Origin of the sequence: Paraneptunicella aestuarii (genome assembly GCF_019900845.1) — a bacterium.
GTDB classification, from domain to species: Bacteria; Pseudomonadota; Gammaproteobacteria; order Enterobacterales; family Alteromonadaceae; genus Paraneptunicella; species Paraneptunicella aestuarii.
Window position 1 is genome coordinate 3,249,982 of the sequence record NZ_CP074570.1, and the last position, 22,942, is coordinate 3,272,923.

19 protein-coding genes are annotated in these 22,942 nt (G+C 43.3%); 10 read left to right on the forward strand and 9 right to left on the reverse strand.

Annotation, left to right across the window (positions count from 1 at the left end; genetic code table 11):
- Positions 1-34 precede the first annotated feature (34 nt).
- On the reverse strand, positions 35-1,468 hold the full coding sequence (locus KIH87_RS12245; RefSeq protein ID WP_232358151.1) for an alpha-amylase family protein: 1,434 nt from the start codon (positions 1,466-1,468) through the stop codon (positions 35-37).
- Positions 1,469-1,910: 442 nt separating this feature from the next.
- Here KIH87_RS12245 and KIH87_RS12250 point away from each other — a divergent pair, with 442 nt between their 5' ends.
- The 9 genes from KIH87_RS12250 to KIH87_RS12290 all read left to right on the forward strand — a co-directional run bounded on the left by KIH87_RS12250 (position 1,911) and on the right by KIH87_RS12290 (position 13,331).
- Positions 1,911-4,727 carry a sensor domain-containing protein gene (locus KIH87_RS12250; protein ID WP_232358152.1) on the forward strand — a complete coding sequence of 939 codons (2,817 nt, stop codon included), beginning with the start codon at positions 1,911-1,913 and terminating at the stop codon, positions 4,725-4,727.
- 65 nt (positions 4,728-4,792) lie between these two features.
- A complete protein-coding gene (locus tag KIH87_RS12255; protein WP_332460716.1) occupies positions 4,793-5,479 on the forward strand; it encodes an SOS response-associated peptidase family protein in 687 nt (228 codons plus the stop codon).
- 291 nt (positions 5,480-5,770) lie between these two features.
- Positions 5,771-6,166 (forward strand): NUDIX hydrolase, encoded by a 396-nt coding sequence (locus KIH87_RS12260; RefSeq protein ID WP_232358154.1) that lies wholly within the window; start codon positions 5,771-5,773, stop codon positions 6,164-6,166.
- 86 nt (positions 6,167-6,252) lie between these two features.
- Positions 6,253-7,332: a DUF3419 family protein gene (locus tag KIH87_RS12265; protein WP_232358155.1), complete on the forward strand. Its 1,080-nt coding sequence runs from the start codon at positions 6,253-6,255 to the stop codon at positions 7,330-7,332.
- Positions 7,333-7,343: 11 nt separating this feature from the next.
- Positions 7,344-8,249 (forward strand): phosphatidylserine decarboxylase, encoded by a 906-nt coding sequence (locus KIH87_RS12270; RefSeq protein WP_232358156.1) that lies wholly within the window; start codon positions 7,344-7,346, stop codon positions 8,247-8,249.
- A gap of 1 nt (position 8,250) precedes the next feature.
- Positions 8,251-8,982: an AfsA-related hotdog domain-containing protein gene (locus KIH87_RS12275; RefSeq protein ID WP_232358157.1), complete on the forward strand. Its 732-nt coding sequence runs from the start codon at positions 8,251-8,253 to the stop codon at positions 8,980-8,982.
- Positions 8,983-9,009: 27 nt separating this feature from the next.
- Positions 9,010-11,484, forward strand: coding sequence for a PEP/pyruvate-binding domain-containing protein (locus KIH87_RS12280; RefSeq protein WP_232358158.1), 2,475 nt, complete (start codon positions 9,010-9,012; stop codon positions 11,482-11,484).
- On the forward strand, positions 11,485-12,402 hold the full coding sequence (locus KIH87_RS12285) for a UbiA prenyltransferase family protein (protein WP_232358159.1): 918 nt from the start codon (positions 11,485-11,487) through the stop codon (positions 12,400-12,402).
- Complete coding sequence (locus KIH87_RS12290) at positions 12,396-13,331, forward strand: NAD-dependent epimerase/dehydratase family protein (protein WP_232358160.1); 936 nt, start codon at positions 12,396-12,398, stop codon at positions 13,329-13,331. Before KIH87_RS12285 ends, KIH87_RS12290 begins: the two co-directional genes overlap by 7 nt.
- Positions 13,332-13,345: 14 nt before the next feature.
- Here KIH87_RS12290 and KIH87_RS12295 read toward each other — a convergent pair whose 3' ends face one another.
- Positions 13,346-14,215 carry a hypothetical protein gene (locus tag KIH87_RS12295; protein WP_232358161.1) on the reverse strand — a complete coding sequence of 290 codons (870 nt, stop codon included), beginning with the start codon at positions 14,213-14,215 and terminating at the stop codon, positions 13,346-13,348.
- Positions 14,216-14,330: 115 nt separating this feature from the next.
- Positions 14,331-15,542, reverse strand: a complete 1,212-nt coding sequence (fabB, locus tag KIH87_RS12300) for a beta-ketoacyl-ACP synthase I (RefSeq protein ID WP_232358162.1) — start codon at positions 15,540-15,542, stop codon at positions 14,331-14,333.
- Between the two features lie 162 nt (positions 15,543-15,704).
- Here fabB and mnmC point away from each other — a divergent pair, with 162 nt between their 5' ends.
- Positions 15,705-17,762, forward strand: a complete 2,058-nt coding sequence (gene mnmC / locus KIH87_RS12305; protein ID WP_232358163.1) for a bifunctional tRNA (5-methylaminomethyl-2-thiouridine)(34)-methyltransferase MnmD/FAD-dependent 5-carboxymethylaminomethyl-2-thiouridine(34) oxidoreductase MnmC — start codon at positions 15,705-15,707, stop codon at positions 17,760-17,762.
- A 4-nt stretch (positions 17,763-17,766) separates the two neighbouring features.
- On the opposite strand, the gene KIH87_RS12310 is transcribed toward mnmC, so the two are convergent.
- The 6 genes from KIH87_RS12310 to KIH87_RS12335 all read right to left on the reverse strand — a co-directional run bounded on the left by KIH87_RS12310 (position 17,767) and on the right by KIH87_RS12335 (position 22,634).
- Positions 17,767-18,441: a FlgO family outer membrane protein gene (locus tag KIH87_RS12310; protein WP_232358164.1), complete on the reverse strand. Its 675-nt coding sequence runs from the start codon at positions 18,439-18,441 to the stop codon at positions 17,767-17,769.
- 1 nt (position 18,442) lies between these two features.
- Positions 18,443-19,225 (reverse strand): FlgO family outer membrane protein, encoded by a 783-nt coding sequence (locus KIH87_RS12315; protein ID WP_232358165.1) that lies wholly within the window; start codon positions 19,223-19,225, stop codon positions 18,443-18,445.
- 13 nt (positions 19,226-19,238) lie between these two features.
- Positions 19,239-19,892 carry a FlgO family outer membrane protein gene (locus KIH87_RS12320; protein WP_232358166.1) on the reverse strand — a complete coding sequence of 218 codons (654 nt, stop codon included), beginning with the start codon at positions 19,890-19,892 and terminating at the stop codon, positions 19,239-19,241.
- A gap of 718 nt (positions 19,893-20,610) precedes the next feature.
- The gene (locus KIH87_RS12325; RefSeq protein ID WP_232358167.1) at positions 20,611-20,901 is read right to left on the reverse strand and encodes a YfcL family protein; all 291 of its coding nucleotides are present in this window, start codon (positions 20,899-20,901) and stop codon (positions 20,611-20,613) included.
- 31 nt (positions 20,902-20,932) lie between these two features.
- A complete protein-coding gene (locus KIH87_RS12330) occupies positions 20,933-22,075 on the reverse strand; it encodes an ATP-NAD kinase family protein (RefSeq protein WP_232358168.1) in 1,143 nt (380 codons plus the stop codon).
- Positions 22,065-22,634, reverse strand: a complete 570-nt coding sequence (locus KIH87_RS12335) for an elongation factor P hydroxylase (protein ID WP_232358169.1) — start codon at positions 22,632-22,634, stop codon at positions 22,065-22,067. Before KIH87_RS12335 ends, KIH87_RS12330 begins: the two co-directional genes overlap by 11 nt.
- Between the last annotated feature and the right edge of the window lie 308 nt (positions 22,635-22,942).

Here is a 22,942-nt window from a genome sequence, read left to right on the forward strand (position 1 = left end):
AACTTAAGAACTCTATGGGTATCGTATTACTATTTTACTGCATCAACCACATACGCGCGCTACGTGCAGGAATATGGAAGTTATGCCACTGTGAAGTAATGTATTGAGTATTACCTGTCAAAGTGTCTTTATAGTTGCGATACCACCACAAACCTTCAGCGTTGGTATCAACCCAAACGTCCTGACCACTACCGCACTTATTAATACCCACGATACCCACATGCTCACGACGGAACATAATGAAGCAATCACTATAGTTAACGATATCCATTGAACGCCCTTGAACACCGTTGTGGAACTTAATCATATTGGCAATATCAGTACGCTTGTACAGATTCACCCAGCGATTGTCACCACTCTCGTTGTGATCGGAATACATCATTGGTGTACCACCATCACGTCCCAAAATATAAGCGTTCGCCAAAGTTTCATCGGTTGCGTTCATGATCTGATAACGGAATCCATCATTTAATGGAATATCATGCGTTACAGTAAAGGTAACGGCTTTGCTGGAAGGTAAAGCCTGTCCGTAAGCCGCAGGATCAACCAACTGATTCATCGAACCACTGTATGAGAAAGCACTACGAATAGACGCAAACAATGGGAAATCGTAAGCATTATGTCCGGTAGCACTCAAATATGGAGCCAAGAAGTTATCATATTCAGTGTTGCCCGCACCGCCAGAGGTAATGATCTCACCGAATACATGTACACCGCTCTTAATACCCGAATCAAACACAGCATTGATGTGGTAATTGGTCATATGCTTGGCAGCATCAACGCGGAAGCCTTTAACACCGTAGTTTTTCAGCGTTTGCAAATAGGCTTTTTGTTGCGCAATTACCCAGCTATTAGAATCCAAGTCTGGCAAACCCGTGTCACCGCCGCCGCCACATAAACGCCAGTATTGAACATGACCAGGGTCATTCCAGTTGGTAATACAACCAGCCGGATGAAAATCACCAGAACCAAACAGGTTAGTGGAAAGGTCACCAAACAGTTTGTTGGAATTGTAGTAAGAACTACTTGCCGCATACTGATTTAAAATCGTAGTCCCGGGATAGTTAAGATCGGAACGAATAGCAGATTCATTGGCCATGTGGTTGAACACGATGTCGGCATATACATCAATACCTTTGGCTTTAAGTGCATTGACCATGGCTTTAAAATCGTTCGTGTCGCCCAGAGGGTTATCAATGACGCGGTAATCTTGCGGCTGATAACGCGCCCACCAGGCACTGCCTGTCGATTTATAAGCGGGTGAAACCAATACTTTTTTGTAGCCCAGATTCGCAATCTCTTGAGCTTTAGCCGCTACGTCATCATACGTCCAGTTAAAAGCATGGAGAATAACGTCTGCACTGGCAGAAGCTGAAAATAATGTTGCCGATGCTATGGCACTAAAAGCCAGCGCCTTAAGCTTGCTGACTGAATTGCCACTTTTGGCAACATTGTTACTATTACGCATACAGATACCTCGTTAGGATTAATTCTTTTATCTCGTCATCCAATTTAACGATTTTCACAACACACAGAGTGTTATTTTTACCATTTTAAGGAATAAGTTAAATTGCCTGCATACGTATTCACACTATTTTTACATTTTGTAATATATGTGTTCATTTTGTTATCAAAGAAAACATTAATGATAGATTTCAATGAGATAATGCACTTCCCATCCATTTTTATTCAAATAAAATCTAAAAATAGACACATCAATAACTGAAAAAACGATAAAAAATTAACGGCTGAAATAAGTTTCAAATTAATTTCCAGAACAACAACTTAAAGCCCCTTTGTGTGCCTGTATGGTGGTCTTGGAAGGGAACTCTACCCAAGCGAAACCCTAAAACATCCTCAATTTGTTCTAATCTTAAACAGACAAGCTATCAGTTCTGATGAGGTGATGAATGAATAGCGATCAACCGAATATCTCCAAGCGCCTGCTCATCATGTTCGCTGTATTTTGTACGGTTGTGTGCGGATTACTATTTGTTTACTCGTCATATCAAACAGAGAAACACCTTGGCTCTTTGTCTCGCGAATACCAACAGCGGCTGTTTAGCGGTTATCGTCAGTTATTAGAATTACAGGGGGGCAAGCTCAGTACCCTAATCACTTTTCTGAGCGAAGATCAGGCATTAAAAAACCACTTTCGAGAGCGAAACCGCACAGCCTTATATGAACACTTAACCAATCATCTGGGCTCTTTGTATGGCGATCAAGATGCCATAGAGCTCTATTTTCATGCCCCCGATGGGCAAAACTTTCTACGTTTCCAGCAACCTGAAAAATTTGGTGACCATGTACCTCACTACACGCTTGAATCATCGATGCGTTCAGGACAAAGCAGCTACGGGATTGAACTGGATAGTATTGGGCTTCCGGTACTGAGCGTCGTTCTACCTTGGCGCGATACGGGTGATTTACTCGGATATATCGAAGCGACAACAACCATGACCTCCGTTCTGGAAGGCTTGGCAAGCATCAATGACGTCACCATTCTCTTGGCAATGGACAAACAATATTTGAACCAAAACCAATATCTGCCCAGTGATGAGGAAATCAAGAAAACCCGCTTTCTATATAATACGCCCGAGTTTCTGGTACTGAGCACTGGCTACAATCAATTTGTGAAATCACTGCTCCCCATTCTCTCAACAAGCAGGCAACAGACCTTCTACCAAAGTGATAACAACGGTTTATATCAGATTGTGTCGTCACTGCCGATTCATAATTCAGAAAACGAAATAACGTCTTACCTGTACTTCATGGTGGATGTATCAACACTCATTGCCGCCAATGGCATCCCGATTATTTCCATCACCTTGATACTTCTGGCCTTGGGTATGTCGATCATTGGATTATTCTTTTTCTATGGTGAAAAGCTACAAAGTAGAATGGCAAAACTGTTGGAAAATTCCGAGGACAGTAACCAGCTTCATCACAAGCTAACGTCTCTGGAACAGACAAACGCAGATCTCAAACGTGAACTTGTGAAACAACAGGAAAACCTGAATCAGAGTAACAAACGCTATCAAACTCTGTTCGACAAAACCGCCGATGCATTGTTGGTTATAGATGGCAATCAATTCATTGATTGTAATCAGGCAACTCTGAATATGCTGGGCTATTCGAGCAAGGAAGAGTTAAGTAACACTCATCCGTCTAAACTCAGCCCCCAAAAGCAACCCGATGGCAGAGATTCCAAAGAAAAAGCCAATGAAATGATTGAAATCGCCTTTGCTAAAGGCAGCCACCGCTTTGAATGGGATCACAAGCGTAAAAATGGCGAAGTATTTCCAGTAGAAGTATTGCTTACCTCAATCCCAAACGGTGACACCAACCTGCTTTATACGGTCTGGCGAGATATTTCGGAGCGTAAAAAAGCAGAAGCAGAGATTAAATACCGCGCGAATTACGATGCCCTCACAGGTCTACCCAACAGAAACCTGCTTAATGAACACCTCAAAACCGCTTATCAAAAAGCCATTGCCGAAAGGGAATACCATGCCATTCTCTTTCTTGATCTGGATCGCTTTAAAAACGTCAATGATTCAATGGGTCATACCATTGGCGACCAATTGCTGATTTCCTGTGCCAAACGCATTAAATCCCTGCTCCGCCCCAATGATATTCTGGCTCGATTCGGAGGCGACGAGTTTGTGGTGCTGGTTAACAACCTGGGAAAAAACCTGCAACAGGCCAATATCATTGCAGAACGAATCGCAGAAAATATACGACAAAGTTTTAACTCTCCTGTACAAGTTGGACAGTACGAACTGCAAGTGACCTTAAGTGCCGGGATAACCACCTTCCCGCTCACCGATGAATCCATTGAAGATGTACTGAAATATGCGGATGTTGCCATGTATAAAGCCAAAGACACTGGGCGCAACAAAACCGCCTTTTTTGTCTCCAGCATGCAGGAAAGCATACTGCGACGCTTACATATTGAAAAAGATCTGCGCACAGCAATTGAAAAACAGGATATCTATGTCGACTACCAACCACAGTTCACTATCTCTGGTGCAATAGAGGGAGTAGAAGCACTAGCCAGATGGAATCATCCTGATTATGGCCTGATCCCACCCGAGGAATTTATCTCTGTAGCCGAGGATTCGGGCATGATTACTGACTTGGGCGAACATGTGCTGAAAACCGCCTGTAAAGACATTGAGCGAGTGACAAAAGAAACAGGGAAAACCTTGAAGCTATCAATAAATGTGAGCCCAAAACAATTGAATCAATCGGGGTTTGTGGCCTCAATGATTTCCATACTGGATAACTTTACCTTGCCAACGGCTAACGTCACTCTGGAAGTTACCGAGCATGTGTTAATTGAGAACTTCAACGTCATTTTGCATAAGCTTAATGAGCTTAAAAATTTAGGGCTCAAAATCTCGTTAGATGACTTTGGCACAGGCTATTCATCGCTTAGTTATTTAAAACAACTGCCATTGAGTGAACTAAAAATCGATCGTGCTTTTGTAATGAATCTGCATGCCAACAGCAATGACACCCGACTGGTTAAAACCATTATTGATATTGGTCATGAGTTTGGCCTAAAAGTCGTCGCAGAAGGTGTTGAAACCCTGTATCAGTTGAATTACTTAAAAGAACTGAACTGCAATTGCTATCAGGGCTACTACCTTAGCAAACCCCTTTCACTGCCAGATTTAGTGACTCTGGTAAAACGCCATATCAATATTGCCCAGGTAAACTAGCATTCGTGTTACATTTGCCATCACCCAGCTGAGCAAGAGAGAACAAAGCATAAATGTGTGGCAGATTGAATGTAACTGACGATCCGTCTGTTAGAGCCTTATATGATTTATTGGATATTAATCTTTGGTCACAACAGCCCATTTTTAGTAGATACATAGGCGCAGCTCAACCCGTATCCATTGTTAGAGAAACATCCTTGGGCAGGCAGCTCAATAACGCCACATGGTGGTTATTGCTAGAAGAAACCGAGTCAGGATTTAGGCCCTCTAAATATACTTCCTTTAATACTCGTTACGACAAACTCAGTACACCACGAAGTGCTGGATTTATTCCCTATCGCCAAAGCCGCTGTATCATTGCAGCAAAAGGCTTTGGTGAATCTGAATTTAAAAATGGCAAACGTATCTCCTGCCATGACATGCAGGCCAAAGATGACGCTATCGCTTTTGGTGGGCTTTATCGAGAATGGTTACACAGAGGCACTGGAGAAATCCCCCTGTCCTGCTCTGTTATCACGCTTCCGCCCAATCCAAAACTGTCAGACATTCACTCCAAATCTATTCCTCTAATGTTGCCACAAGATAAGGCAACGCTGGATGCCTGGTTAGCCCCTAACAACACTGAAACAAAACAGTTTGAACCATTGCTGGAACCGGTTTTACGACATGACTTAATTGTGCAGCAAATAGAAAAGCCCAGCGCTTGGAACAAGCATATCGGTGAACCATTCATCATTGAAAAAGACAGTTAAACTCACGTCACTAAAGAGCGGCACCTTCATTTATCTTGATAATCAACAGAGAACATACTCATTTGTATGTGTAGATATCAACCACAACTTATTTGACCAACAAAATAAACTTCTCAAACCTTTCATTTAAAACTCACAAAAAAAACAATTTGCCAAATATTTTTCACACATTAATTATCTTTTAAAGCTATATAAAAAAAGGCAATTAAAGTTGTTTCGAACAAAATAAAATGGCATTTTTAAAAACATCTTTTCGTGGAGATATATCGCTTATTTAAAAGGATTAAATGCATGATTGAATGCGTTGCTTTTATGCTATTGAATGACCAAAAGATACTGCTAGAAAAGAGGAGATTGGATAAAGAGATTGATCCAGGGTTAGTAGCCATACCTGGTGGTCATTGCATGCCTGAAGAAACTCCTGTTGAAGCTCTAAAAAGAGAATTAGAGGAAGAAACCGGGCTTACCGCGCTAGAAACCCACTACATTTGTACTCTTGTACATGTCACTAAAGAAATACAAAAAGTGCACTATTTCGCAATAGAAAAGTGGAAAGGAGATATTTCAGTTAACGAAGCGGAAAATTTGTACTGGCTAGAATTATCAAATATAGAAAAATTAGATATACCTCCTGACAAAACAGCAATAAATGAATACAAAAGAATCAAAAAAACGAAATTATGGTAAGTATTTTTTATTCACCAAAATCTACTCAATCAAAGAAGTGAAAAATCAATTCCGAATTCAAAAGCATATACAAAGAGCAACTATCAATGAGCAATTCAAATCAAGACTGGGGGTTTAACTACACCTTATCCAACGAGGATAATTCACTAGAACTAGGAGTGTTAGCCAAGCATTCTGAGCATGTAGTAAGTATCGCTGGCAGCGGCTCTCGGGTATTGCCGTTGTTAGCAAAACAACCTGCCGCCCTAACCTGTATAGATTCATCTGCGCATCAACTTGCTCTTACCAAGCTACGAATCGAAGCCGTGAAGCTTTTAGATTACCAGGATTATGTCGCATTTCTCGGCTACCCCGGATTCAACATGCCTGCCACCAAGAGAAAACAGATATTTTCTGACATCGCTAATCAGTTCGATGACATAAAAAGATTAGAACCCTTTCTGGAACAGGCTCAATGGCAAGGCATTATTTATTTGGGTAAATGGGAACAGGCACTGAAGAAGTTTGCCAAAGTGACCTCTTTGTTGTCCCTGGATTCATTCTTATCTGTTAGCGATCAGCAGGAATGGGATGCAATGATGACAAAAACCAGCCTCAAATTACGCTGGTACATATACATAAAATTACTGGGCAGTGTCACTTTCCTTCGTGCATTTTTCTACAAAGATCGTCTACCTCAAATGCAAGTAGCTAATTCCTACTACGATTTCTTCAAAGAACGTTTTCAACGCCTGGTTTATTCCTGTGGATTAAAAAAATCGTGCTTTGCACACCTTATGCTTACAGGAAAAATCAACAATGATATTGCCTTCCCCATCGAAGTAGATGAAGAGCATTTTCACTTAATAAAGGAAGGCGCAAACAACGTCACCATGAACTATCTGAATACCAATATCAGCGACTTTAGTGAGTCATTCAAACATCCAATATCATTTGTTTCTTTATCTGACGTTCCTTCTTATCTTGATAGCGCTACCTATTCCAGATTACTCAAAGCCTTAACAAACAACATGGACAGTGGAGCCACGATCATCTCCCGATATTTCGCTTTTCGTCCAGATTTCTCGCTGCCTGAGAACTTAAATCTGGTCACTGAAAAGTATCAGGATCTGATATCCAAAGAAACTACTCAGTTTTACGACATTGATATTTTCCAGGCCAGTTAAGGGTAAAGACAATGAAAAAAGAAGTTCATCCTGAATATTGGGATCGCGATGCGAGAAAATTAATTCAAAGAGAAAACTATGCCGGTCAGGCTCTTTCCTGGATGTACAGTAGCCCAATTGGAAAACTGTTTTTATATGGCTACTTCGCAACACGCTTACACTCTTGGGTTTATCGTCAGTACAAACGCTCACCTTTGACTAAAAATCAGGCTTTACAAGACATTGAAAAGTACCAGATAGACCTGAATGAATTCGATATAGAAGAGAGCGATATTGGCTCATATCGCGACTTTTTTTTAAGAAAATTTAACCAAGGTGCTCGCCCTTTTAACGATGATAAAGATACATTTTCAGCTTTTGCTGAAGGGTTTTATCTTGGTTACAAAAACACGCATGAGGACATTCGTTTCCCTGTAAAAGGCGGGTATTTATCAGCAGAACAAATTTTAGAGAATGATGAAATTAGCAAGAGATTTATGGGAGGGCCGGTTTTAGTCTGTCGCCTCTCTCCGATAGATTACCACTGGTTTCACTTTCCATTCGACGGACAGCTCACTGACGCCTATCACAGAAAAGGCAAAGTACACGCTGTTAATCTGGTAGCACTTCGTCACAAGCAAGACATTTTCTGTACCAATGAACGACAAGTCAATTTGCTCTACTCAGAGGATTTCGGTCATCTGGCTTATGTAGAGGTTGGCGCGATGGGAGTGGGCAGAATTCACCAAACGTTCAATGCACCAAGCTTTCAAAGAGGCCAAGAGAAAGGCTATTTCGATTTTGGAGCCTCCACCATTATCGTGTTTGGGGAGAAAGGACGTTGGGAACCGAGTGCAGACATCATTGAGCACACAGCGAACGAAAGAGAAACCAAAGTTAAATTAGGCCAGGCAGTTGCACACAGGAGTAGAAATTAATATGAACGATTTATTTGACACTCTAAATATACAGACTGAAGAGGAGCTTTCTTTTTACTCCACTGTTTTAGGTCTCGACGAGCAAACAGTCGCTCAATTTAGCAATCAAAATTTAAACCCAGAATCCGCATTTGACTGGAAATCCAGATGGAACTGGACAATTACCAACATGCTTTCAAGGCTCCCTGTTGGCCCAACGGATAAATCTTATGATGCTCAATGGGAATCAATTGCCAGTGGTGGTGGCTCCAGAATCAGCAAAGAAATGGTACATAAAAAGCAAGATGCCAATGTGCTTTTGTCTGAACCTCTGGAAATAGGCAAAGTGCTTTATTTCAACATGGGAGTTTCAACGCAGGAGATTAACTTTGACCATCCATCAGATCATGTTCAAGGCATGTTAATCATGGAAGCTCTGCGTCAAACAGGTTTAGCGACAGCGCACTACTACGGCGTTCCGGAATCTTCCCAGATCACCATTACCGCATTCAATTTCGAATTTAAGGATGTTCTCGACGAAAGATACCCAATACTGATTCGTCTAATTAGCAACCTGTCAGTAAATGCCACATCCAAAAGCACTGGTTGGGGTGCATTTGAAGTCCTACAAGCCGGTGCATCTTGTGTTGTGGGCGGTTGGGAAGGACATTTTGTTCCGGAACGCACCTGGAAACGAATTCGTCAACGTTCGTTACGCAAGATTGAAAACCTGATGGCATCTGAAACCGCCTGATTCAACTGAAATCACAAGGAACTAACCATGACTCTACTTGTTGTTTCATTGAAAAATAAACATCTTTGTGCCAACCAAAATGTAGGGGGAAAGGCAGCTCGCTTAGCCGAACTAATAGCAGAGGGATTTACTGTTCCCGATGCTTATGCACTTACCACATTCGCATTCGAAAAATATTGCCAGTTCAACAATATCGACCTAAAAGCCAGTGGTGCTCAAGAAGCCATCATTAAAGGCCGATTTCCCGATGAGCTGGTGCAGGAACTGGATCATGTAAAAGCGTTTTTTAAAGGCAAAGACGTCGCAATTCGCTCTTCTGGAGTCGGTGAAGATGGCTTCGATAACTCATTAGCCGGACAGTTAAAAACCTTTTTAGGAAAAGACAACTGGGAAGATTCCATTCGCGAATGTTGGGCTGCCATATTTTTGGATAGAGTTGCCAGCTATGCCCAAGCCAAAGGCAGTGAATCCCTGACTCAAATGGGCGTTGTTATTCAGGAGTTGGTTCATGCCGACAAAGCCGGTGTTGCGTACACAGTAAATCCCAGTGAAAAAAGCGCCGACAATGGTGTCATTGAGTGGGTAGACGGGTTAGGCGATAAACTTGTAGATGGTGCGGTCACTCCGCAGCGTTGCTACGTTTCCCGACTCACCAAAAAAGTCATCGGAGTGGACGATAAAGCATGGGGAGACACATTAAGCGAATTATCCAGGCAATGCTATCAAATCGAAACGATGTTCAATTACCCAGTGGATGTTGAATGGGCAGTAAAAGACAATAAAATCTACATCCTGCAAGCTCGCCCTGTTACCGCATTTTTCTCCGAAAACGCTAACATACTGTCCAGTGCAAATATTGCTGAAAACTTTCCGGGCCAGTTAACCCCTTTAACAAAAGATGTCTCCGAAAACTTTTACTCCCAATATATGCGTAGTTCGTTACAACACCTTGGGGCGTTTGATAAGCACTATCATACCGACAACATGTTAAATGCCCTGCTTGCTTTTCATGAAGGTTCCATTTTTTACAACCTTTCTAACTGGTATGCAGTCATAGAAGCTTGCCCCTTGAACACCTGGATAAGAAGAGGATTCGATCTTTACGTTGGACAAACTGTACCAGGAACCCAGGTACCTAAAGCGAAAAAATCAGGGGCGTCTTATCTCGCCTCTCGATTACGTACATTTGCGACCCTCTCCTGGCGTATCTTTAATCTGGAAAATGAGCTCAGCCAATTTGAGCAATCTTTCAAGCAAGCCAAATCACGTTGGAGAAACATAACATCACGTTCCTGCTCACCTCTTGAGCTAAACTCATTATGGGATGAAATAAATCAATGGTCAGGAAAAAACTGGGGGCCCGCGGGCTTAGCTGATTTCTCAGTGCTGGTAACCTCAGGACTTATTCAGTTTTATGTTGAGAAATTATCAGCCCAGAATCAGGCCGAGGCAGTGCGAGTTCTATTGGGTGGCATTGTTGTAGAAAGCACCGACTCAGCAAAACTGATCCAGGAAATTGCTAACCTCATTTCCAAAGACAATGAGCTAACCGCTTTACTCAATAGTAAAAACTACGCGCAACTGGAATCTATTGCAGGCAAAGAGATCCAGCAACGACTCTCTCGATTTATGGATGAATTTGGAGGACGCAGCTATAACGAGTCGGTATTAACCACCCCCACATTCGAAGAGCAACATGACTATTTCTGGGATTTAGTCGCTTCTCATTTGAACTCGCCGCATACCGGGGCAAAACATCAAGAGTCGAAAAATGACCCCGATTTAAGCTCTCTTCCGTGGTCAACTCGAATATCTCAGGCATTCATTAAAAAATTTGCCAATAGAGCCCTCAACAACAGAGAAAGAGGTCGTTTGATATTTGGTCTGTATATGGCTGAGATAAGACGTGTAGCGCTCACCATTGGAGAGCAATTTGTACAATGGCGTTATTTGAACGCGAAGGAAGATATCTTTTATTTATCCAGCCAGGAAATCACCGATACATTACAAGGCAAGCTCCTATATTCGGGAATAAAAGAGTTTGTCGAACTTCGCAAGAAGCTCCAAACGGAAAGCGAGGCACTGACTCTGGCTGAGTTTATGATTTGGGAGCATGGCAGAAAATACGGTCTGTCAGGAAATAGTCACTTATCTGACAATGAAAACATGCTCCATGGATTGGGTGTGTCTGGGGGAAAAGCAAAAGCTCATGCCTGTGTTGTACTTGATCCCACTAAAGGTAACCATGACGTGGCAGGAAAGATATTGATTGCTAAAACGACGGATCCTGGTTGGACACCGCTTATCGCATCCGCAAAAGGCGTTATTGTAGAAAGAGGCGGGTTGTTGTCTCATGCGGCTATCGTGGCACGGGAATTTGGTATTCCAACCGTGGTTGGTATCAACAATGCAACCAGTATAATTCCACAAGGCTTAATGATTGAAATTGATGGCGATGCGGGAACGGTGGATTTAGAACATGATGAAAAGGAAGTCGCATAAATGACAAGATACTTCTCAGGTATGAGTATTCTGTTCTCAACAGCCTTCTCTCCCATGTATCTACTCTATGCTTTTTTATGGGCATGGGGTATTGAAAGCCTGGTGTTTTTGACACTGGGAGAATCCCAATGGTCTTTTGGTTCTGAATCGATAGTGCGCGGCTTTAGTGTGTATCTGTCCTTATTCTTTTTAACCCTGATTGATGAAATAAAAGATTATCAATATGACAAAGAATACAACCCAGACAGAGTGCTCGTAACAGGAGCATTAAAACATAAAGATCTTATTCTTACGGCAACTGGCATCGTATTTGTGTTACTAACGTTGAATTTTTTTATGTTCCCAAATGCTGCGTTCATTATCGTGGCAGACATTATCTATGCCTGCCTTTTGTTACTGGCAGAATCAAAATCTCAACGCTTCAAAGAGAGTGTCATTATTAATTTAATCTTCACTTATCCTGTTCAATTTCTACTTAGCATTTATCTGGTGCTTTCCGTCGTGGAGCAGCAGGAACTGTTGAGCAGCTCTTTTACACCTCAGGTTTGGCTATGGCCAATAGCTATGATGTGCGCCTATCTTCACTACGAAATGGGGCGAAAAACAACTTGGGACACGAGTAATGCCAAGTTCTATTCCTCAGTTTTGGGCTCTAAAACGTCAGGAATTACGGTGCTAACTTTTGGACTGCTTGGCATTGCAATTAGTAGCTATATGCTTATTTTTGTCATTCAAGCCTGGTCTTCTATTATTAGCAGCACACTGGTGATCGCCCAAATCACATTAGTCATCATAGGATTTATACGTTTTATATCCCAATCGAAAAGTTGGCCTCAAGCTTTTGCTCTTGGTTTCTTTTTCCTTTTCTTATTTTCAAGCCCAATTCACGTATTAAGTACAGCAGGTGCAGTATGGTAAAAAGTGCCCTTCATAAAAAAGTTGCGATTACAGGAGCAAACGGTTTCATTGGTTCTACCGCGCTTAAGAAACTTAAAGCTCATGGGCTAAATGTAAGGCCAATCTTCCATAATCAACTACCTGACGATGCTACAGACTACGACTATATCTGCTGCGACATTAGCAACAACGCAAGTATTAATGGGGTTTTTAACGACATAGATACGATCCTGCATCTTGCCAATTATGTAGGTAACGATGAATCACTGGCTCAAAAAGTGAATGTGCAAGGTAGCCAAAATATTGTTGAGGAAGCACGACGAGCGGGTGTTCGACGTATTATTTATGTCAGTAATGCATCCGTGTATGAAGGCCCTACTCATAAAGGTATTAAAGAGAGTGAAGTCGCCTGCAAACCAGAATCCCTCACCAGCATAACCAAATTGCAAGCGGAACACACCATTCTGGAGTTTGAAGAAAGTGCCATTCTGCGCCCCCTTTTTATCTACGGAACGGGTGACAAATGGTTTATTCCCAGTATTGCTACCTTTTGCAAAGCGGGGCTACCACCAATCAACGAAGGCAAAGCGCTGTTGTCGGTAATTTCAATTGATACCCTGGCAGACTATTTATTACGGCTCATTCAGTGCCCTGACTCAACGGACGGAATTTTTCACGTCAGTGAACCACCTGTCGAGCTAAAAAAAGTCATTCAATATTGTGAGAACAAGTTAGCGCTGGAAGGCAGTAACTCAACAATTGACCTTGAATCCGCTTACGAAAAGCTAACGAAGTACGGTGTTAGAAAGCATCAGTTAGAGCTGATTGCCAGCGATCACTATTACAACTGTGATCGTATCAACAATCTGCTCCAATGGGCTCCAGAAAACACCTTTGATTCAGCAATTGATAAGTACAGTAACTGGTACGAAAAAGTCTTTGCAAATTAATTGGGTTTGTTTGTCTATGTCTTGGGTTTAGGGTGCTTCTTAGCCCAATTATTAACAGCTTTGACCCTTTCTTTCATTCCTGTTTCAATACGGTTGCCTTGCATATCCTGTATCTGAGTGGAAGAACCAAAAGCCCGGTTCTTGTCAGCCCACATAGCCATTTTAACCGCGCTGGTTTGATTAGGTTGATAATGCCCTGACAACATAGTGACACTACGAAGTTCATTGTTAGTACCAAAATTTAGATAGCCTGCATTGGCTACAGGCAATCCAGAATTAAAGGTACTGTGTTGAGTTCGCTTGTTCTGCTTATCTGGACTTTGCTTTTCTTTCACCATCGCCAATAGCTGGTCGGCATTAGAACCTCGGCGAGTGAACATGACCTTGTTGTCACCCAGTTTAGAGGGATCAACTGTGTTATCGTGATGAGTGCTTTTAATACCTTGCTGCTGTAACTGCCCTTGCTGCAAATTCACAGCATAGTTTTGTCGCTGCTGAGTATTGCGATCAATATATTCCACTTGCTGGTTATGGCCTTGTCGCCCCGGATAAGGGTGGTTAGCTCTATCGCGCTCTTTATGGTAATGCTTATTTAGCGGTAAATCGTTTGACGCAATAAAGGAATCCCGGCGCTCTACAAAGGTTTTGGCTTGAGCAGTGGATGTATCCTGTCGACGCTTCTCCGCCCCCGGGAATTTAATGGCTCCGGGCTTATTGTTCTGATACGCCGCTTCGTAAGCCTGATGCCTTAGTTTTTCATTACTATCGGCAGCATTGGCATTGAAGGGGTTACCTGCACTGCTTTTAGGTTGATTTTGACTCGGCTGATTTTGTCTGCTTTGCTGAGTCTGAATGGTCTGTGTTCGTTTATCATTATTAGCCATCGCCGAAACCTCCCGGATAACTAGCCAAAACAAAATAGAACAAAAAACTGTCCAAGTCTAATAAAACTAACACTTCGCCTTCCCTGGCAATGTTCAGATCTGATTCAAACCCTATTTATGAATAGCGTTGAAATACCAAGGTGGCATTGGTTCCGCCGAAACCAAAGCTATTAGACATAACCGTATCCAGCTTTGCTTCACGCATACTGGTTACAATGTCCAACCCTTCGGCTTGAGGATCCAGATTTTCGATATTCACTGATGGCGCAATAAAATTGTGCTGCATCATTAGTAAGCTATAAATGGCTTCATTCACACCCGCCGCGCCTAACGCATGGCCTGTCATAGCTTTAGTTGCTGAAATCGCCGGGCTGTTGCTGCCAAACACTTGTTGAATGGCTTCCAGTTCTTTCAAATCACCTACAGGCGTAGATGTGCCATGAGTATTTAAATACTGAATGGGAGAATTCACGCCTTCCATTGCCTGTTGCATACAACGTACCGCGCCTTCACCGGATGGAGCCACCATGTCGTAACCATCAGACGTTGCGCCATAGCCAACGATTTCAGCGTAGATTTTCGCGCCACGCGCCAAAGCGTGTTCCAACTCTTCAACAACAACGATACCGCCACCGCCAGAGATAACGAAACCGTCACGATCCGCATCGTAAGTACGAGAGGCTTTTTCTGGTGTTTCATTAAATTTGGTTGTTAACGCCCCCATGGCATCGAATTCCATTGCAAGCGTCCAGTGAACTTCTTCACCACCACCCGCAAACACGATGTCTTGTTTACCCAGCTGAATTTGCTCCAACGCAGCACCAATACAGTGAGCACTGGTGGCACAGGCCGAGCTCATGGAATAGTTCACGCCTTTGATTTGAAACGGTGTTGCCAAACAGGCAGATACCGTACTGCTCATGGTTCTTGGAACCATATAAGGGCCGACTTTCTTTACACCTTTTTCACGTAAAATATCGGCAGCTTCAACTTGCCACTTGGAAGATGCGCCACCCGAACCGGCGATCAATCCTGTACGAGGGTTGGAAATATCAGATTCTTCCAAGCCACTGTCTTCAATTGCCTGTTGCATGGCAATATACGCAAACGCTGCGGCATCGCCCATAAAGCGCAATGCTTTACGATCAATCAGGGCTTTAGTATCAATATCTACATTTCCCCAAACCTGACTACGCAAGTTCAGTTCAGCAAATTCCTCCGCTCGGGAAATACCCGATTTACCGGTTCTCAGAGATTCCAATACTTCTTCCTGGTTATTACCAATACTGGAAACAATGCCCAGACCAGTGATTACAGCTCTTCTCATTGTGCTACCTTAGATAAAAAATTGCGGCTATTGTAACTGTTTAAAATGCAAAAGTGGTCTGCTTTTTTGTGACCAACTCATGACGAAAGCGCAAGAATTCAGTAACATTCGCGCAATCTATTTTATCCGCTCAAGACAATCCGCTGTTTATAGGGTCGCATTTTGCCAATTCAAACCGCCGAAATTCAATTCAATGATAAAGGAACTCCCGTATCCACTGCCTTTGATGATGTTTATTTTTCCAATGACAACGGGTTGCAGGAAACCGAATATGTCTTTCTTCAAAACAATCATCTTCCTGAGCGCTGGATAAACTGGCAACAAGCGACCTTCATTGTGGCAGAAACCGGATTTGGTACTGGCCTCAATTTCCTGGTGCTCATAAAACGATTCAATGAGTTTAGGCTACAGAATCCAGAGCATCCACTCAGACAACTACATTTTATTTCGTTTGAAAAATACCCTGTTGCCCGTGAAGATTTACAGCGCGCATTGCTGGCATGGCCTTCGCTTGCTGAGGAATCAGAACGATTAATTGAGCAATATCCACTTGCCATAGAAGGCTGCCATCGACTGACCTTTAACGCTGGTTCGATTCATCTGGATTTATGGCTAGGTGATGTCAATGAACTCATGCCAGCGCTGCCACACAGTCTGACCGATAGCGTCCACGCCTGGTTTTTAGATGGTTTTGCTCCCAGTAAAAACCCGGATATGTGGCAAGACAGTCTGTTTCACTTTCTGGGCAAATACAGTGCTCCAGATGCTACATTTGCCACTTTCACCGCTGCTGGAATCGTAAAACGCGGGCTCAAAGATAACGGCTTCTCCGTTGAAAAATGCAAAGGCTATGGCAGAAAACGAGAGATGCTACGCGGCGTTTATACGGGTATAAATGAAAATAAAGCTTTGGATTCTAAAAAAGGCATTGGCTTTTGGCATCGCCATGCCGCAGATTCCAGTCAGCCCGTTACAGAAGTGACTGTTGTAGGCGCCGGTTTAGCCGGGCTCAACTGTGCCCTGTCACTGGTGCAAAAAGGTATAAAGGTCGATTTGTACTGCGCCGATAATGAACTGGCAACTGGCGCGTCAGGCAATATTCAAGGCGGATTCTATCCACATTTAACCGTGGATTTTACCCGTCCAAGCCAGCTCTATAGCCAATGCTTTTTATTTGCTAAACAGCGCTATCAGTGGTTACAACAGCAAGGTTATGAGTTCCAACAGGAAAACTGTGGTGTACTCTTATTAGGGTTTAACCATAAGCAGGAAGAACGACAAGGTAAGCTATCCGAAAGAGGAGCCTGGCCTGAAGAATTGGTACGGCAGGTTAATATGCAAGAAGCGGAATCCATCGCCAATGTATCTTTAGGACGAGGCGGGTTATTCCTGCCCCAAGCTGGCTGGATAAACCCAAAGCAGTTGGTTCAGGCATTAGCGAAGGCTGCTGAAGCAACAGGTAAACTAAACATTCACTATAACAAGCGCTTGCTAAGCCTGACTCAACCTGCACCGGAAAAAGCACCGCCTAATGGCTCACAATGGCATTTGCAATGGCATGATAATAGTGAAACCGCTGCGCCGATCGTCATCCTCGCAACAGGTCATGAATCCGCTCACTTAGCGCCCCTGAACGACATTCCGATGCAAGCCGTTCGTGGACAAGTCGAAACTATCAAAGCAACAGAACAATCCAACAAACTTTCAACCGTACTGTGCCATAAGGGATATATGACGCCAGCACTAGATGGCACTCATGCATTGGGCGCCACCTTTACCAAGAACGATACCCATACCGAGTTTCGCACTGAGGATGAAACATTCAACCTGTCTATGTTGAAAAAGTCACTACCTGAAGCAGCCTGGGTAGATGAATTAGCACCTCAGCAACAAGGACGAGCCGGAATACGCTGTTCTACTTTCGATCACTTGCCTTTGATGGGAAATGTGCCTGATATCGCCAAGCAGTCACAGCAATATCAAGATGCGTACAAAGCTCTACCCGCACACAGATATCCATTGCCGGAAGATCATCGTAATTTGTATGTGTTAACAGGATTGGGATCGCGTGGATTATGTACTGCGCCATTGCTGGCAGAGGCATTAGTTTGCCAGATCACCGGCAATCCATTGCCGCTATCACAGGATCAGCTCAATGCGCTAAACCCGAATCGTTTTCTGATAAAACAGCTTGTACGTAGAGAAAAAGGTCTGAAGTAAACGGCTACTCAGCTGGAATAAACACATATTCCGGCACGACGGCATTCACCACAAAATGAGGAATAAAACCTCGAGCGGATGCCACCACCGACTTATTACCCAGAGAGATAATACGGGCATTCACTCTCACGCCCTTTTCATCTCGATGCATAGTGCCAGACAATACATAATCCATATCAGCACCTGACAGCTGCCAATTATCACGACTGAAGATGATGTCGCCATCGCGAGAAACATCGATATTCTTCATGATCTTATAATCGACAACCGAAATACCATACGCCTGGACTTCCTTGATAAAGCTTTCGGCAAGCTGGTTTCCAAGAGCGTTGGTTTTTTGTAACGACGCATCCAATGAGACAAAACTGGCAACACCAATACGACTGTTACCATCAAGATGACGAGCCTGCTGCATAAGCTGCATGGTGATTTGCTCGGCATAATCATCAATGGTTTTATGGGTATAACGAGGTTGATAGCTGTTTGCAGGCGGTATCAATACCGGCGTCACGGCTGTCGCCACTTCAGTATGACTAGCCGCCATGCCTTTACTACGCAGAGGATCTGGCATATCAACAGACTGCTGTTGAGCTTGTTGCATAGTAATGAGATTGGTTGCACAGCCGCCAAGATTCAACACACTAGCAAATGCAAAAGCGGCAACAGTTAAAGCTCGCATATTATTCACCTCGACGGATTTTAACACCATCAACCATGCCATCATCGGTTGGCATCAAGGCATCAGCAATATAGAAAGGGATCATCATCTGAGCACTGGCCACCACCGCTTTAGATTCCATGCCCAAAATACGGGCATTGACCAAAAAACCACCTTGGTGTTTAGTCATGGTGCCGGTCAATATGTAGTCAATGGCAACCTTGTTTTTTAACTCCAGAAAATCTCTGGAAAGCAGGAAATCCCCTTGTTCGGTCACACGAATATATTGCGTAGCTTTGAAATCAATCACAGGAATGCGGAACTTATGCAATTCATGCATAAAAGACTCTGCCAATTGATAACCTAACAGGTTGGTTTTCTGTAAATCACTGTCAATTAAAGCAAAATTAGTCACACCGACGGGTGTTTTATCGGTGAGATATTCCATATTGGAAATCAGATCCTGCGCCATGTTCTGTACATAGTCGCCCACATGTTTGGTTAAAGCTTGCCCACGATACAAGGCATGATTGCTGGTATAAGTCGCTTCTTCGCTTAAAGCGCCAAAGTTATCAACTTGCGGAGAGTTGTTCATGATTGGCATGTTTAACTTTGCCATATCCTTGCCTTCGTCCAGCACAGGGACTTCGCGCACATTCACCACATCCATATCCTGCGAATGTTGTTGTGAGTATTTTTCGTGGGTTGCAAACCAGGAAGAATTCCAATCAGACAAATTGGCACAACCCGACAGCAAGCCAGTAGCCATCAGGCCAGTAACTGTTAATATCCAATGCTTATTCATAATTCTCTCCCGCCTATTTAGCGCCTGTACGGTAGATCATGCCACCTCGGGTCGTCACTTTTTCCTGCGTCCAGAAAAGCTCTGCCGGGAAAAATTTAGTTGCTGCGGCGACCACATCTTTTGTTTTTACATGTATCACTCTGGCATTCACTATTGCGCCATTTTGCTGCTCAGTGATTGTGCCGGATACATAGAAATCGATACCCAGATTATGTTGATAAAGCTCGTCCGGGTTACGGCTCATCACTCTATCGGATGTCTCATTGATGATAATATCGTTTGTAATCTTATAGTCTTGAGGAATAAATCCACGGCGAGAGGCTTCGGTCATTAAACCCTGCTCTAATTGATGTCCTAATAACATCAAAGGACTCTGGGCTTTGGGATCATGTTGCATGTCCACAACGGGTACAAATCCAGCGATAGCAAAGCGGTACTGACCTCGTTTTTTACTGTGCTTGAAGTTGGCAAACAACTCGTCAGCCAGCATGGAAGTGTGATACTCAATATTCCCCAACGGATTATGTTGCGAGCTGTATTGCGAACCAGGATGAGCTTGCCAGGCGTCTTGTTTGGCCTTTGCACACCCAGACAGCATCATAATAAAAATGATGGTACTCAAGTGTACTAAATTACGTATGTTGCGACGGTTGAGCATTGCTTTCATAAGCCTTAACACCACCCAAAGTTCAAAATTCGATATTCAGAATATATGACCATAACAATATGGTGAATTATCCCGAACGATATTCTTTGGGATTTTTGAAAGCAATAATTGAGCCAGTTGTTATTTTGACGCTTTATTTTCGATAGACCCCATCCTTACACTATGCTCTATCGGTTCTATTATCTAGAGTTACTTTTTATATTCCGAGCGACTTGTCTGTTTACATGTCTCGTCTTGCACACTCAGGGGAGGTGTATCCCTTTCGTCAAAAACGCTGTAAATACTTCCCTGTACGCTCGACAAATTCATCCCTGAATTTGACGTTTTGCCGAAAGGAACACACCTCCCCGTAATTCAGCTCAAGCTTTTGGTTAACCAAAACCAATGACACAAATCGTTATTTAATTTTGACCGGATGTATTCAGGAAATCGGGTTAAAAGGTTAGAAGACCGTCCTCGTCAGGGATGACGAGGTCGAGCGTTCAGGGATGAACTTGCAGCGTGTCTTCGATCTTTTAACCCGGTTTCCTTTTAGATACTTTTCTTAAAACCTTTTATCAACTTCGCGGCTTGCTCAGTATCCATGGCGTCTTCGCCAGTCGGGTTAAGAATGGCTTCCAAAGACTCCAATAATCAAAGTAGGTATAAACGAGAGGATGCAATTGAGGAATAACAAATCGAAGATAAATCAGCGCCAGAACCCACAAGAAAAGCTCAACTACCCTATTTTCTGCAAACAAGACTGCCAAAAGGCTCGAGCGTATTCTTGATCCTCCTCCTGCAACTCACCATCAGCAAAAGCATGATTGAAGCTGGATTGCATCTTGCTGTCTAATGCAGCAACAGAATAAGCTTGCTCATTAAAACACTGGCTAGCCACCAGAGAGAAATGTCCATTCACGTAGCCTGAAATAAACAACTCCTGATCATCCCCCGTTTCCACAATGGTATCGAAGGAGTTCTGTAACTCATCGACCAAATCAGAAAATTGTGCTTCATTTAAACTCATGCTACCAACCCCCTCTCCATTCTCATTACGATTACTGTTGCCCCAAGCGATACAACACTTGATCATGATACCCGGTCACAACAGGGATAAACCCGGCAAGCTCTTCATCCAATTTGGAATCCCCGGTATCAGCAATTAACGGACGCCCCTGTAAAGCTTCCAACTTACTCTTGGTCGCAATCAATCTAATATTTTCCTTGCCAATAAACCGAATTACATCCGGACTCAATTGCTGATTACCACGCCCAAAGACATGCCCTTGCCCACCAATCAAAGTGATCACCAAACGAATATTGCCATCCGGATTAGCTTCTTTTTGCTGCTGCAATAAGGCCAATAATTCAGGAGCAGTGATATCGGCTTGCAACACTTCACGGTCTTGTACCACATCCACACCCAATAAGGTATTGTCCAATCCCAACTCATCCATAACCGCTGCGACCGTGCTACCAGAGCCCATCACATATACATCGTCATCAACCATTTCTTCGATGATATGAGCGGCAATGTCCATGAGCACCAATTCTTCTGATTCCCTGCCGCCCACCTTCACCGACTGCACATACTGCAACGCCTCAGGCACTTGCATTTCACCATAACGACGCGCCTTCACCCTGCCTTCACGAAATGCAACTTCATCAATGTCCATGACATCAGAATGCTTTACTGTCACGATTTCCCCGGCAATCATCTTTTCAATGACGCGACCGGCCGCTTGAGGAGTCACAGCATACACACCTGAATGAATTTTACAGCCAGCGGGAACACCCAAAACCGGGATTTTATCCTGTGCAATATGGCAAACATTGCGAGCCGTACCATCACCGCCAGCAAACAGGATCACATCGACTTCGTGCTGCATTAAAGCCTGTACTGTCGCTTCGGTATCTTCTGCTTCGGTTTGTTCGTTTGGACATTGGTAGACAACTTCAACATTAAAACCCATCTTGCGAGCCAGTTCTTCTCCCATCTCACCGCTCGCAGTACAGATTTTTAATTGCGCTTGCAAAGGAAGAAGCTCTTGCAAGGCGGTTTCGGTTCTGGCAAAAGACTTTTGTTCAGCTCCCATCGCCAAAGCCTTGGCTCTGGTTTCAGCACCATCACTTCCCTTTAGCGCCAAAGCACCACCAATCCCCGCATAAGGATTGATCACCAAACCTAATTTAAACATCACAAACCTCTCTCTTTTCCCAAGCGAAGTCATCAATCGTTAACTCAGGGGTATTGAACAAATGGCGTAATCCATCAACAAACATTTGTGCTCGTTTCGGTAACCCCTGTTGCATATATGCCTTTACCTGCTGATAAACCGTTTCCTGAAATGCAAATCGGTCGCCGGCTTCGCCCGACAAATTATCCACACTCACTTTGAATGGAAACCCTGCCGCAACACTGAAACACCACTCCAGCGCCTGAGGTTTAATTTCCACTTTCTCAAACTCAGCCTGTTGCTCGGCACTACGCCCGTCGGGGCAATACCAATAGCCAAAATCAACCAACTTACGACGTTCAGCTCCCGCCACACACCAATGAGCAATCTCATGCAAAGCACTGGCAAAAAAGCCATGAGCAAACACAATGCGATGATAAGAATGCTGTTCATCAGCAGGCAAGTAGATAGGCTCATTGTCACCTTTCACCAATCGTGTGTTGTATTGATGGAAGAAAACTTCATCAAACAACGCAATTAACGTTGAATAATGATGTTCAGGTTGTTGATGACTGTTCGGCATAGAATGATAGGGCTTGTTGTGAAGGCAAGTATGATAAGTGATAAATAAAAGTGCGCGGATTTTATCTTTTGCTCAGCCTCGCTGCAAATTCTACATATTATTTAACATTAAGATGTATTGACGTGACGTATTAAAGTAAAAAGTGCGCCCCAAAACATTCGATATAAGGATAAGGTTCAATTGAAGAGAAAACTGAATTGTTAAATTTTGTCGTTTACAAAGCACTTTGATTATTTATTACCTTCGTGTAAAGTATTGCCCGAAATCAGCTTGTCTCCTACGCTATTCCTGATGGTAGGCGTTTTATA